9 protein-coding genes are annotated in these 11,616 nt (G+C 63.5%); 7 read left to right on the forward strand and 2 right to left on the reverse strand.

Going from position 1 to position 11,616, the window contains the following annotated elements:
* Positions 1 to 18 precede the first annotated feature (18 nt).
* The 6 genes from FJ948_RS29270 to FJ948_RS29295 all read left to right on the forward strand — a co-directional run bounded on the left by FJ948_RS29270 (position 19) and on the right by FJ948_RS29295 (position 7,306).
* Positions 19 to 2,769: a DUF2339 domain-containing protein gene (locus FJ948_RS29270; protein WP_140710658.1), complete on the forward strand. Its 2,751-nt coding sequence runs from the start codon at positions 19 to 21 to the stop codon at positions 2,767 to 2,769.
* A 172-nt stretch (positions 2,770 to 2,941) separates the two neighbouring features.
* Positions 2,942 to 3,460 (forward strand): RNA polymerase sigma factor, encoded by a 519-nt coding sequence (locus tag FJ948_RS29275; protein WP_140710660.1) that lies wholly within the window; start codon positions 2,942 to 2,944, stop codon positions 3,458 to 3,460.
* Positions 3,457 to 4,248 (forward strand): anti-sigma factor, encoded by a 792-nt coding sequence (locus FJ948_RS29280; RefSeq protein WP_140710662.1) that lies wholly within the window; start codon positions 3,457 to 3,459, stop codon positions 4,246 to 4,248. Before FJ948_RS29275 ends, FJ948_RS29280 begins: the two co-directional genes overlap by 4 nt.
* A 207-nt stretch (positions 4,249 to 4,455) precedes the next feature.
* Positions 4,456 to 5,553, forward strand: coding sequence for a GNAT family N-acetyltransferase/peptidase C39 family protein (locus FJ948_RS29285; RefSeq protein ID WP_140710676.1), 1,098 nt, complete (start codon positions 4,456 to 4,458; stop codon positions 5,551 to 5,553).
* On the forward strand, positions 5,553 to 7,016 hold the full coding sequence (locus FJ948_RS29290) for a RimK family protein (protein ID WP_140710664.1): 1,464 nt from the start codon (positions 5,553 to 5,555) through the stop codon (positions 7,014 to 7,016). The genes FJ948_RS29285 and FJ948_RS29290 overlap by 1 nt, the downstream gene beginning before the upstream one ends.
* A 17-nt stretch (positions 7,017 to 7,033) precedes the next feature.
* The gene (locus FJ948_RS29295) at positions 7,034 to 7,306 is read left to right on the forward strand and encodes a DUF3303 family protein (protein WP_140710666.1); all 273 of its coding nucleotides are present in this window, start codon (positions 7,034 to 7,036) and stop codon (positions 7,304 to 7,306) included.
* A gap of 17 nt (positions 7,307 to 7,323) precedes the next feature.
* On the opposite strand, the gene FJ948_RS29300 is transcribed toward FJ948_RS29295, so the two are convergent.
* Positions 7,324 to 8,241, reverse strand: a complete 918-nt coding sequence (locus tag FJ948_RS29300; protein ID WP_140710668.1) for a LysR substrate-binding domain-containing protein — start codon at positions 8,239 to 8,241, stop codon at positions 7,324 to 7,326.
* A gap of 112 nt (positions 8,242 to 8,353) precedes the next feature.
* Between FJ948_RS29300 and FJ948_RS29305 the strand changes: the two genes are divergently transcribed.
* On the forward strand, positions 8,354 to 9,244 hold the full coding sequence (locus FJ948_RS29305; RefSeq protein WP_140710670.1) for a fatty acid desaturase family protein: 891 nt from the start codon (positions 8,354 to 8,356) through the stop codon (positions 9,242 to 9,244).
* Positions 9,245 to 9,260: 16 nt separating this feature from the next.
* On the opposite strand, the gene FJ948_RS29310 is transcribed toward FJ948_RS29305, so the two are convergent.
* The gene (locus FJ948_RS29310; RefSeq protein WP_140710672.1) at positions 9,261 to 11,402 is read right to left on the reverse strand and encodes an EAL domain-containing protein; all 2,142 of its coding nucleotides are present in this window, start codon (positions 11,400 to 11,402) and stop codon (positions 9,261 to 9,263) included.
* Positions 11,403 to 11,616: the final 214 nt, after the last annotated feature.

Genomic DNA, 11,616 nt, shown 5'->3' on the forward strand with positions numbered 1-11,616 from the left:
TGGTTTGGGGGAACCGCCATGTTTGAAAGCCTGATCGGCCTTGTCGCCATCATCGCCTTGTTCGTCATCATTTCGCGTCAGCAGAGCCGCATCGGCCTGATCGAGCGCGAGCTTGGCGCGCTGCGCAGTCTCGTGCTTTCGGGCGCGATGCCGCCCACGGTCAAGCCGGAACAGGATGCGGCCGAGGGCAAGGCCGACACGGCGCCGGTGACGGCGCATGCTGCCGATATCGCCCCGCCGGTAGTCAGCGAGCCTGCAACCAGCGAGCCGGTGCCCGCGCTGATACAGGCCACGGAGGCGGAAATTCCGGCCGAGGAGAGTGTGCCCGGTCCATGGAGCGCAGCCGAGGCAACGCCGAAAACGCCAGAGGCCGCGCCGGCCGTGGTCGCCAAGGCTGCTCGCCAGTCCGACGTCGAAACCGCGCTGGGCACACGTTGGGCGGTCTGGGTCGGCGGCATTGCGCTGGCGCTGGGCGGCTTGTTCCTCATCCGTTACACCATCGAGGCCGGCATTTTCGGACCCGGCGTGCGCCTCACCATGGCGGCGGTGCTCGGGCTTGTGCTCGTCGCCGGCGGCGAGTTCATTCGTCGCACCGGCTTCAAGGTGCCCGTGCAAGGTGTTGCCGGCGCCTATATTCCGGCGATCCTGACGGCAGCCGGTGCCTTCATCCTGTTCGGCACCGTCTATGCCGCACATGGCATTTACGGCTTCATCGGGCCAGCACTCGCATTCACGCTGCTTGGCGCCATCGGCGTCGCGACGCTCGCCGCCGCTCTTGTCCACGGCCAGGCCCTGGCCGGCATCGGCCTCGTCGGCGCCATGGCAACGCCGGCGCTGGTTGCCTCGACCGCGCCAAATGTCTGGGCGCTGTTCGGCTACCTCGCCATCGTGCTCGCCGCCACCGGCGTCATCGCCCGCGTGCGCGACTGGAAAGCGTTGATGGCGGCCGCCTTTTTCGGCACCGGCATCTGGACCATCCTCTACATGACCGACGCACCGGGCGCGAACCTGTCCGCCATCCTGTTCATCGACGCCGTCACGCTGGCCGTGCTCGCTTTTGTCTGGCTGGGGAGTCGAGGCGAGATTGCGAAAGATGGCTTCGACTGGCCATCGATCGTGCCGGGCGCTTTCGTCGCGTTTTCGGCGCTCGGCCTGTCGGTCGACTCGACCTTCGTCCCCGCCGGCGATGCCTTGCCGGGCGCCCTGGTTCTCGTCGCCCTTGTGGCCACCGCACTCTACCGGCCGCGCACGGTGCCGCTGCTGCACGCCGCCGGGCTGGTGACCGTGATGATCCATCTCGGCATCATTCCACCCACCACCATTGGCTCCGATTTGTCGCAAGGCAATTTCGGCTTCGACGGTCTGCCGGTGGCGACCGGAAACGCCTTGACGCTGCGCATCGGTATTGGGCTCGGCCTTGTCTTCATCGCCGCCGGTTTGTGGGCCGCGCGCCGCTTCGCCGCATCGGCGCGGATCCGCGCCGCATGTTGGGCCGCGTGGGGTATCGTCGCGCCGCTGGTCATCCTGCTGGCGCTCTGGTTCACCTACGGCAATCTCGACCGCGACTTTGCCTATGCCGCCGTCGCGGCCTTGCTGGTCGTGGTCTTCGCCGCCGGTGGCGAGTGGATCGCGCGCGCCGAGGAGCCGCCGCTCAAGGGCGGCATGGCGGTGTCGTTCGCCCTGGGCGGCGCGGCGGTCGCAGGCCTCCTGATGTTGCACATGGCTTTTGATTCTGGCTGGACCACCATCCTGCTCGGTGCCGCCGCAATCGTGCCGGCGCTCGCCACGCGCTGGCGCTCTTATCCCGTGCTCGGCTGGATTTCAGTCGCCGCCGTCGTCGCGGTGCTGGGCCGCGTCGCCTTCGACCCGACGATCGTCGGCGCCGAGTTTCTATCGACGACCCCGGTCTTCAACTGGTTGCTGCCGGGCTATGGCGTGCCGGCGCTCGCCTTCGGCTTCGCGGCCTGGCAACTCGCTCGCACCACCAGTGGCCGGCCGCGCCTCGCCATGGAAGCGGCGGCCGCGCTGTTTGCGCTGCTGACGCTCGCCATGCTGGTGCGCCACGCCATGCATGGCGGCGTCATCAACAGCGATGCGCCGACGCTCGCCGAACAGGCGATCTACACGCTGATCGCCTTCGGCGCCGGCGCCATCCTGATCGCCATCGACAGGCGCTCGCCAAGCTCGGTGCTGCGCTATGGTTCGATGGCCGTGGGCGTGGTCTCGGTCGCCTTCGTCGCCATCCAGCATTTCCTGGTGCTCAATCCGTTGTTCACGGACGAATCGACCGGCCGGATCCCGGTATTCAACCTGTTGTTCCTGGCCTATCTCCTGCCGGCGGTCGCCGCCGCTGGTCTGGCGCTCTACAGCAGGGGCAAGCGGCCGAAATGGTATTCGGCGATGCTGGCGCTGGTGGCGGCGTTGCTTGCCTTCGCCTATGCCACGCTCTCGGTGAGGCGCTTGTTCAAGGGCGAGTTCATCGGCTTGTGGAGCGGCCTTGGCCAGCTGGAAACCTATACCTATTCGGCGCTCTGGCTGGCGATCGGCGTGGCGCTGCTCACGGCTGGCGTCTGGCTGAAATCGCAGGTGCTGCGCATTGCCTCGGCCGCGCTGATCGCGATTGCCGTGCTGAAGGTCTTCCTGTTCGACATGTCGGAACTGGAAGGCGTGCTCAGGGCGCTGTCCTTCATAGGCCTGGGCGCGGTGCTCATCGGCATCGGCCTGTTCTATCAGCGGCTTTTGACGCGGGCGGCGAAGGAAAAAGGGTAATCGCCGGCGAATCATTGGTTTTATCGCCGGGCGGGAATAAACCGGCACCCGCCGGCGTTATCTCCTTGCTTGGGTGACCGGAGCGGTGGACCGCTTCGCGCTGGCTGCTTGCGCCGTGCCGGGAAGGCGCGTTCTATCGGGATCAACAAGGGCGACCTCAGAACCAGCGGTCATGGACGAAAAGAAGGCAGCAATCCTAGGCGAAATACCGCGCCTGCGCCGCTACGCACGCTCGCTCCTGCGCGACCGTGATTCTGCCGACGACCTCGTTCAGGACTGCCTCGAGCGTGCACTGTTGCGGCTTGACAACTGGCAGACGGGAGAAAGCCCCAGGAGGTGGCTGTTTACGATCATGCATCATTTGTTCATCGACCAGATGCGCAAGGTGAACCGTCGCGGCGAAGCCGCGATGCTGCCGCTGGAGGCGGGCGAGGCGGTTGCCCAGCCGGCCGAACAGTTGGAGGGCATTGCTTCGCGCGAGATCATCGACGCATTGCAAGCGATCAGCCCTGATCGCCGCGCGGCCCTGGTCATGGTCGCCATCGAGGGCTTTTCCTATGCCGAAGCCGCCAACATTCTGGGTGTGCCCGCGGGCACGCTGATGTCACGCATCGCGCGTGGGCGTGAGGAACTGCGCGGGCTGCTGGACGACACGGCTCGCCGCCGCGCCATAAGGATCGTCGAGAAATGATCCGCCGCGATTTTTCCGAACGGGACATCCACATGGCGCTCGACGGCGAACTGCCGGCCGATGAGCGGGCCGCCTATGATGCATGGCTCGATGCCAATCCGGAGATGAAGGCGAGGAGCGTCCGCTTCACCGCCGACCGCGAGGCATTGCGTGCCGCCTTCGCTGGCGTGCCGGATGAGCCTGTTCCCGCGCGCTTGCGCAAGGTGGTGCTCGGCGAAGCGCCTGTTAAGACAGTCGTGCCACGCTCACGCTGGTGGCTTGCCGCCGCTGCGGCCGTGCTTCTCGCCACGGGCGGATTTGGCGGTTACTTTGCCGGCATCGACGGCTTCGGGCAGGAGGATCCGGCGGAGGATCAACTGGCCGAACAGGCGATCGCCGCCCATGTCATCTACGCCGCCGAGAAGCGGCATGCGGTGGAAGTGCCGGCCAGCGACAAGGATCATTTGCAGACCTGGCTGTCCAACCGGGTCGGCCTGAAGCTGGTGGCGCCGGATCTGAGCGCCAACGGCTTTCAGCTGATCGGCGGCCGGTTGCTGCCGGCCGGTGAAAGCAAGGCGGCGATGCTGCTCTACGAAGACGACAAGGGCGAGCGTATATCCCTCTTCGTGACGGCGGAATCGGCCGAGAATGCCAAGGGTACCTACGCCTCGGCGCAGGACGGCCCGCAGGCCGTCTACTGGCTGGACAAGGGCTATGGCTGCGCCGTCGTCGGTTCGCTGCCGCGCGAGCAATTGGCGGTCGTGGCCAGGAATGCCTATGGCCAGCTTCTGGCCGGTCTCGCCGGCTGAGACGTTGCGATCTTGCGCGGCCGGCTGGCTTGAAGAACAGCGATTGCGTGCAAAGCTTGCCGGCTTCCTTGCCGCCGGGGAAACTGTCACAATTCGGCCCTAATCAAGGAGCGATAGCGCTTGATGAATGCCGGCGTTTCGGCCGGTGTTCGCGACGCTTTTGACCGGGGCCGTTTCCGCAACGCAATCGAGGTTTTCTCAAGCCGCATGCCTGCCGAGATCCGCACGGCCCGCGCGTCCGACGTCGATGATCTCGCCGCCATCGAGAAGGCTGTGTTCTCGAGCGACCGTATCTCCCGCCGCTCTTTCCGTCAGTTCATCGAGCGCGAGACCGCCGAGACGCTAGCCGCCGAAATCGACGGCCGCGTCGGCGGTTACGCGATCGTGCTGTTTCGCAAGGGCAGTGGTGTGGCGCGGCTTTATTCCATAGCCGTCGGCCCGTTTTTCGGCAGGCTCGGCATAGGCCGTCAATTGCTGTCGGCGGCGGAAGAAGCCGCCTTCGAACATGACCGCATGATGCTGCGTCTCGAAGTGCGCGAGGACAATGGCCGTGCCATCCGCATCTACGAGCAGGCCGGCTACCGCAAGATTGGCCGCGAGCCGGGTTACTACGAGGACGGTGCGACGGCGCTGCGCTACGAAAAAACCCTGCGCGGCGACCTTCCGGTCGCCACCAGGGTGCCGTTCTACCAGCAGACCTGCGAGTTCACCTGCGGGCCATGCTGCCTGATGATGGCCATGGCCAATTTCGATGGTGGCTTCGTACCCGACCCGGTGATGGAAATCCGACTCTGGCGCGAGGCGACGACCGTCTTCATGATGTCGGGACCGGGCGGCTGCGAACCATTCGGCCTGGCTGTCTCGGGCTATGAAAGCGGGCTTGCGGCGGAGATCTACGTTTCCTTCTACGGCGCGCTGTTCCTGCAATCGGTACGCAGCGCGGACAAACGCCGGGTCATGGAACTCGCCCAGGTCGACTTTCGCCGCCGCGCGGAACTTTACGGTATCCCGGTGAATTACCGTCCGTTCACCATAGATGATATCAGGGCGGCTCTCGCCGGAGGAAAACTGGTGCTGGTGCTGATCAGCGGCTTCCTGATGTTCGGCAAGAAGGTGCCGCACTGGGTGCTCGCCATCGGCGATGATGGCGACCATATTCTGATCCACGATCCGTGGGTCGAGGATGAAAGGCAGGAAACCATCCTTGATGCCGCCAACATTCCCGTGCCTTACGGCATCTTCATGAACATGGCGCAGTTCGGCCGCGACGGACTGCGCGCCGCCATCACTTTGGGAAAGAGATAATGACCTGGGTCATTCTTACCGGCAGGCAGAGCGATCTCGACCAGGTGGCGACACCGCACAAGATCATCACCAATCGCGACTATCTCGCGCATCCCTCGCTGTTCCGCGGACAGCGGCCGAAGGTTATCAACCTGTCGAACAATTACGGCTACCAGAGCCGCGGCTATTACGCCTCGCTGCTGGCGAGTTCGCGCGGACACAAGGTCATCCCGACCGTCGAGACGATGATCGACCTGTCGGAGCGCAAGCTCTACGAGCATGCCTTGCCGGAACTGGAACTGGCGCTCAACAAATGCCGCAAGGATCTCGGCGGCACCTTTCCGGCGAAGGTCTGCATCTTCTTCGGCATCGGCCCGTCCAAGGTCTGGGACCGTTTTGCCAAGCTGTTGTTCGACTGGTTCCGGGCGCCGGCGCTCGAAGTCCACATCAAGGACAGCGCCGAATGGGCTTCGATCCGCAAGATCGGCTTCCATCCGCTGGCGCGCATGACCGAGGACGAGGAAAAGAGCTTCATCCAGTGCCTGGAGACCTACACCAACCGCGAGTGGCGCGACACCAAGGGCCGCACGCCGGCGCGCTACACCTTCGCCACGCTGGTCGATCCGCATGAGGAATTGCCGCCCTCGGAAATCTCCTCGCTGCGCTACTGGGCCAAGATCGCCGAGAAGATGGGGGTCGAAATCGAACCCATCACCAAGAAGGACCTCGCCAAGCTGGCGAACTACGATGCGCTGTTCATCCGCGAGACCACTTCGATCTCCAATCACACCTACCGTTTCGCCCGCCGCGCCCAGCAGGAAGGCATGCCGGTCATCGACGACCCGCTGTCGATGATCCGCTGCACCAATAAGGTCTATCTCAACGAACTGATGGCCTACAACAAGGTGCCGGTGCCGCCGACGGTGATGATCGCCGGCACCTCGGATCTGGAGCTCGCGGCGCAGACGCTGGGTTTTCCGCTGGTGCTGAAGATCCCGGATTCCTCGTTCTCGCGCGGCGTCAAGAAATGCGCCAATTTCGAGGAGCTAAAGACGCTTGCCACCGAATGGCTGGAGGATTCCGACCTCCTAATCGCGCAGAAATTCATTCCGACCGAATATGACTGGCGCGTCGGCGTGCTCGGCGGCCAGCCGCTATTTGCCGTACACTATCTGATGGCCAAGAAGCACTGGCAGATCGTCAACCACAAGGCCAATGGCAAGCCCGACCAGGGCGGCATCAAGACCTTCACGCTGAAGGAGACGCCGGCCCATGTCGTTGAAACCGCTGTCAAGGCGGCGCGCTGCATCGGCGACGGCCTCTACGGCGTCGACCTCAAGGAGACCAAGGACGGCGTCTTCGTCATCGAGGTCAACGACAATCCCAATCTCGACCATGGCTGGGAGGATTCCGGCGAGAAGGACGAGGTCTGGGTGCGGCTGACACAGTGGTTCCTGGAGCGGCTGGACCGGCCGGGACGGTAATTCAACCGAGGGCAAAGATGCAGTTCATAGTGATCGAGGATTTCACCGGCTGCGACCGCAAGGATATCTACCGCCGCTTCCGCGATCGAGGCCGTCTGAAGCCGGATGAGCTTGTCGTTCATCACAGCTGGATCGCGGCGGATATGAGCCGATGCTTCCTGTTGGTGGAGACGGATGACGTCACGCTGCTGCAGCGATGGGTCATCGAATGGGCTGATCTGGTCGAGTTCGAGATCGTGCCGGTGGCGACCAACAAGGACATGGTGGCAGCCTTGAGCGGCCACCTCTGACAACGGGAGCTGACAGGTCAACGCAGCGCCGGCGAACCCACCGCGCGCCGGCATTCGCCGATAAGCCAATCGCGAAACGCGATCACCACATCGCGCGTGGCGCTCCGCTCAGGGATGGTCAGGCAATAGGGCTGGCGTAGCGCGATCGCCCCGGCGGCGGGCCGGACCAGCCTGCCGTCCTCCACCGCTTCGGCGCAATAGATCCCTTGCGCCAGCGTCACGCCCAATCCGGAAATGGCCAGGTCGAGTGCCGCGCGCGATGAATTGGCCGACAGGCCGCGCCGCACTGCCCGGCCAGATTGGGCATTCGTCGCCTCGAACCAGTTGCGCCAGGACGGAAACGAAGCGCCGGTCGGTCCCCAATCCGTGTGGATCAGCGGCAGCCCGGCGAGCGGCTCGCCGTCTACCTTGTTGGTGCCGACAAGCTTTGGCGCGCAGACCGGATAGACGGCGTCCCTGGCAATGTCCTCGGTCGGATGTTCACGGTAGTGCGGGCCGTAGGAGAGCCTGATGTCGATCAGTTCGCGGTCGAAAGGCACCGGGTCGTCATCGCCACGCAGCGATATGTCAGCAGCGCCATGGCTTTCGACGAAGCCGGCCAGACGCTGCGAAAGCCAGCCCATGGCCATGGATGGCGGCACCGAAACCACCAGGCGCGGGCGGAATGCATCGCCGCCCAGCTCGCGCGAGACGCTGCCGATCTCCTGGAAAGCCACGGTCAGCCGCGGCAACATTTCCACGCCGGCCTCGGTGAGGACAACGCGCCGGTTGACCCGCTGAAACAGCTTGCGGCCCATCTGCTCCTCCAAGGTGCGGATAAGCTGGCTGACGGCGGCAGCCGAGACCGAAAGTTCTTCCGCCGCCGCGACAAAGCTGCCCGTACGTGCGGCGGCTTCGAAAGCCTGAAGGCCTTTCAGGGATGGGGATGTGACCATGATCGCCAGATAGACAAGCTTAGCTTATCCAAGTCGCAGGTATCGTCGTTTTTGGAAAGCTTTTTCGTGGACTAGAGTGATCTTCATCATTGTCTAGCCTGGATCGAAGCCGATGGACCATCGCGACATCATCGCGTCACTGACGTCAGAAGAGCGCAATCGCCTGACGGCCAAATCCGATGTCGCGGGCCTGTTCCAGTTCGGCGCTCACTTGGGCGCGATTGTCATCATTGGATCGCTGATCGCGGCCAAGGTGCCGTTCTGGCCATTGCTGATGCTGCCGCAAGGCATCCTGATCGTGTTCCTGTTCACACTGCTGCACGAGACGGTTCACCGCACGGCTTTCAATACGCAGCGGCTGAACGACGGCGTGGCGCGGCTGTGCAGCCTGGCCATCGCGCTGCCCGCCGACTGGTTCCGTTACTTCCACTTCGCCCACCACCGGTACACGCAGGATCCGGAAAACGACCCCGAGCTTGCCTTCCCGAAGCCTGAGACCTTGCGGCAATACATTGTCCACGTCTCGGGCCTGCCGGTGTGGTGGGGGCATTTCAAGACGCTATACATCAACGCGCGTGGGGACTGCCACGATAGCTATGTGCCGCCAAAAGGCCTGCCCAAAGTGCGCGCCGAGGCGCGTGCGATGATCGCGTTCTATGTCGTGATCCTGGCGCTTGCCGTGTGTTTTCACGCAACGGTGCTGCTCCATGTCTGGATCATTCCCGCTCTGTTGGGACAGCCATTCCTGCGCCTCTATCTGCTTGCCGAGCACGGCCGCTGTCCGTTCGTCGCCAACATGCTGGAAAACACCAGGACGACGCTGACCAACTGGGCGGTGCGCAAGCTGGCCTGGAACATGCCGTTCCATGCCGAGCATCATGCCTATCCCGGCGTGCCTTTTCATCAACTGCCGCGGTTTCACGCGCTGATCGAGCGGCACCTGAAGGTGGTCGAACCCGGCTATGTCAGCTTCCACGAGAAATACCTGGAAACGCTGAACTGAGTTCGCTCCGATGCTGTCAGCCGGTCTGGCTGCGCGGCGCACGCGCTTTCAACAGGCGCTGGATATCCGCTGCCTTCGACGGCACGCCGATCAGATAGCCTTGCGCCTCGACACAGCCATTGTCGCGCAGCATGTCGAGTTGCCTCTCGGTCTCGACACCCTCGGCCGTGACGACGATGCCAAGCTCGCTGGCAAGACCGATGATGGAGCGGACGATCGCCGCCGTGTCGCGGTTGCCCATGTCGCGAATGAATGATCGGTCGATCTTGATCTTGTCGACTGGAAAACGCCTGAGGTAGCCGAGCGAGGAATAGCCGGTACCGAAATCGTCAAGCGCGATGCGGATGCCGAGCTCACGCAACTGGCGCAGCGTTTTCAGCACGGCCTTGCTCTCGTCCATCAGTACGGTTTCGGTGATCTCCAGTTCCAGCTGTCCTGCCGGCACGCCGGAAAAAGCCAGTGCCGAGATCACGTCGCGGGCAAACCCGCTGCTTTTGAGCTGCACCGCCGAAACATTGACGGCGATGCGTAAACCGGGCGGCCAGCTTGCCGCCGCCGTACAGGCTTTCCTCAGTGCCCACTCGCCAAGCGGCACGATAAGCCCGGTTTCTTCGGCGACCGGAATGAAGTTGTCCGGCCCGACAGTACCGCGCGCCGGGGAATGCCAGCGCATCAAGGCCTCCGCGCCGATGATCTCGCCCGAAGCGATGTTCATGATGGGCTGGAAATCGAGATCGAACTCGTGGCGCCGTAGCGCGGCCTCCAGGTCGACTTCAAGCGCTCTGCGGGCCTGCACGACGGCGTCCATTCCAGGTTCGAAGAAGCGATAGAGGTTTCGCCCTTCGCTCTTCGCCCGGTAGAGCGCCGTGTCGGCGTTCTTCAGCAGCGTGTCGGCGTCACGGCCATCGGCGGGGAAAACGGCGATGCCCAGGCTGACGCCGACATGCATCTCGCGGCTCTTGTCGCGAAATGGTTTTGCGATGGCTTCGACGATGCGCTTCGCCAGTTTCTCGGCATCGGCAATCCCCTTGAAGTTCGACTGGATGATGACGAACTCATCGCCGCCGAAACGGGCGATCATGTCCGCATCATTGCGCAGGCAACGCTGAAGTCGTTCGGCCACGCTCTTCAACAGCCAGTCACCGGCGGGATGTCCCCAGGTGTCGTTGACCGCCTTGAAGCGATCGAGGTCGAGCGAGAAGATCGCCAGCGGCGTGGCTCCCACATCCTCCAGCGCGAGGTCGAGCCGTTCGCGAAACATAGATCGGTTGGGCAGCCCGGTCAGCGTGTCGTGATGCGCAAGATGGGTCATGCGCTCTTCGGCCAGACGGCGTTCCGTCACGTCGTCGAACGTCGCCACCCAACCGCCGCCGCTCATCGGCTGGCGCACGACCAGGATCGTCCTGCCGTCGGCAAGATGGCGGTACGTCGAGTGCATTTTCCCCGCCCGCCGGCAGGCTTCGGTCCTGGCGACCTCGCTGTCGACGTCGATCTTCGTGTAGATGCCGAGTTCCAGCAATCGTTCGAGCGCCTCGCGGTGTGTCGTTCCAAGCGGGAAGTCGGCCGCCGTGACATTGTACAGTTCCAGAAAACGCCCGTTGCGCACGATCATCTTGCCGTCGGCGTCATACATCAGCAGGCCTTGCGACATGTTGGCGAGCGCTGCGTCGAAGCGGCGATGCTGCTCCTTGAGATCCTGCTCGGCGCGCCGCTGTTCGGTGATGTCCTCGTAGATCGAGACCCAGCCGCCCGAAGCCAGCGGCCGGTGCGAGATAAGAATGATATGGCCGTCCGACAGGATTTCTTCGTAGGTCGAAGGTTTCGCCTGGTCGATATAGGGCCTGCGGATGGCGTAGAGCTCGTCGGCGCTCTGCGAGGCGACGCCGAGGTCGACGCTGTGCCGCAGGATGTCGATGAAGCCGATGCCAGGCCGCATCACCGTGGCGTCGAGATGGAATATGTCGATGTAGTTGCGGTTGCAGATGATCATGCGTTCGTCGGCGTCGAACATGCACAAGCCGTGCGACATGTTCTCGACGGCGGCCGAAAAGCGCTCGTTTTGTTCGCGCAGCTCATCTTGCATGCGGCGAGAGCGTTCCATGCCTTCGGCCGCCCGTTTCGGGACGACCGAACCATCCTTGACATCCACGACGGGCATGAGGCGCCCCTGCGGTGCTTGATCGAACACCACACTGTTGACGCTTCCGGTTAATTTAGCGTTCTCTACCCTAGAGCGGTTCATGCCTTAATGGAATCGACGGGGGATTCCCGATCTGTCTGTTTTGTGATTCAAGATGCTGGCTGGAATGGAGGCCAGCATCAGATGACTCGACCTCTTTCCAGTGATCTTCGCGAGCGGGTTGTGGCAGCGG

Origin of the sequence: Mesorhizobium sp. B2-3-12, assembly GCF_006442205.1 — a bacterium.
Lineage (GTDB): Bacteria > Pseudomonadota > Alphaproteobacteria > Rhizobiales > Rhizobiaceae > Mesorhizobium.

What these genes read in the sequence shown, in the direction of transcription:
- FJ948_RS29270 (WP_140710658.1), top strand. Translation starts at nt 19, where the DNA reads ATGTTTGAAAGCCTGATCGGCCTTGTCGCCATCATCGCCTTGTTCGTC.
- FJ948_RS29275 (WP_140710660.1), top strand. Translation starts at nt 2,942, where the DNA reads ATGGACGAAAAGAAGGCAGCAATCCTAGGCGAAATACCGCGCCTGCGC.
- FJ948_RS29280 (WP_140710662.1), top strand. Translation starts at nt 3,457, where the DNA reads ATGATCCGCCGCGATTTTTCCGAACGGGACATCCACATGGCGCTCGAC.
- FJ948_RS29285 (WP_140710676.1), top strand. Translation starts at nt 4,456, where the DNA reads ATGCCTGCCGAGATCCGCACGGCCCGCGCGTCCGACGTCGATGATCTC.
- FJ948_RS29290 (WP_140710664.1), top strand. Translation starts at nt 5,553, where the DNA reads ATGACCTGGGTCATTCTTACCGGCAGGCAGAGCGATCTCGACCAGGTG.
- FJ948_RS29295 (WP_140710666.1), top strand. Translation starts at nt 7,034, where the DNA reads ATGCAGTTCATAGTGATCGAGGATTTCACCGGCTGCGACCGCAAGGAT.
- FJ948_RS29300 (WP_140710668.1), bottom strand. Translation starts at nt 8,241, where the DNA reads ATGGTCACATCCCCATCCCTGAAAGGCCTTCAGGCTTTCGAAGCCGCC.
- FJ948_RS29305 (WP_140710670.1), top strand. Translation starts at nt 8,354, where the DNA reads ATGGACCATCGCGACATCATCGCGTCACTGACGTCAGAAGAGCGCAAT.
- FJ948_RS29310 (WP_140710672.1), bottom strand. Translation starts at nt 11,402, where the DNA reads ATGCCCGTCGTGGATGTCAAGGATGGTTCGGTCGTCCCGAAACGGGCG.